This window comes from Parapedobacter sp. ISTM3 (genome assembly GCF_016533505.1).
Classification (GTDB): Bacteria; Bacteroidota; Bacteroidia; order Sphingobacteriales; family Sphingobacteriaceae; genus Parapedobacter; species Parapedobacter luteus.
In genome coordinates, this window is record NZ_JAENGN010000062.1 from 1 (window position 1) to 799 (window position 799).

Genomic DNA, 799 nt, shown 5'->3' on the forward strand with positions numbered 1-799 from the left:
TGCCGATCTGGCTTTTGGGCAGGGTGGATTTTATTTCTTCAAAGATCCATCTGCCCAATTCGTTGATCACCGGCAGCGACTCGGTCAGCCGCAGTTCCTTGATCTGATCGGCGGCCAGTTTTTCCTCCCGGGCCCGCCTTTCAACCGCATAGAGCCGCTGGATCATGAGCAGGGCTTTTTCCGCCTTAGCTCTGTCATTATCCAGTGCCCGCTCGAACTCCCTGCGCGCATGCGCCCAGCAGGCCAGGTGGGTGATATCCTTTCTGCGGCCATATTTCTCATATACCGCATATCCATCGGTCTGCAGGTAGCCTTTGAAGGTATCCAGCAGCTTCCTTGCGGCCACCTGCCCGCGCGTGGGCTGGTAGTCGAACAGCACAATACCGTCAAGCGGGGCATGGTATACCCAATAGTATCCCTGGTGGGCAGCGCCCTTTTTATCGCTGTCCAGTACTTTTATCGGACTTTCGTCTACCTGTAAATACCCTTTCGTTTTGGTGTCCAGGACGAGCTGTTCATAAAGCGGGTGCAGTTTGATGAGTGCCTCTTTGGTCCAGCCCTCGATGGTGGAGGAGGCGATCTGTATGTTTTCCCGGGCGAAGATCTGCTTCTGCCGGTACAGCGGGAGGTGATCGCAATATTTTCCGGTAAGTATCATTGCCAATAATCCCGCTCCGGGGATACCTTTGTCGATCACGCGCTCGGGAAGTTCCCCGATGCGCACGCCATCACCATTTTTAGGTGTGTATTTATAGCGGATATAACGTTTGATGTAGAACCGGGCAGGCTCGCACTCCAG

At 54.3% G+C, this 799-nt stretch carries 1 protein-coding gene; it reads right to left on the reverse strand.

Annotated elements, in window-relative coordinates:
- Nucleotides 1-799 (reverse strand): IS66 family transposase (locus JHJ32_RS22620; protein ID WP_200123009.1); only part of this gene is annotated, 799 nt, incomplete at both ends.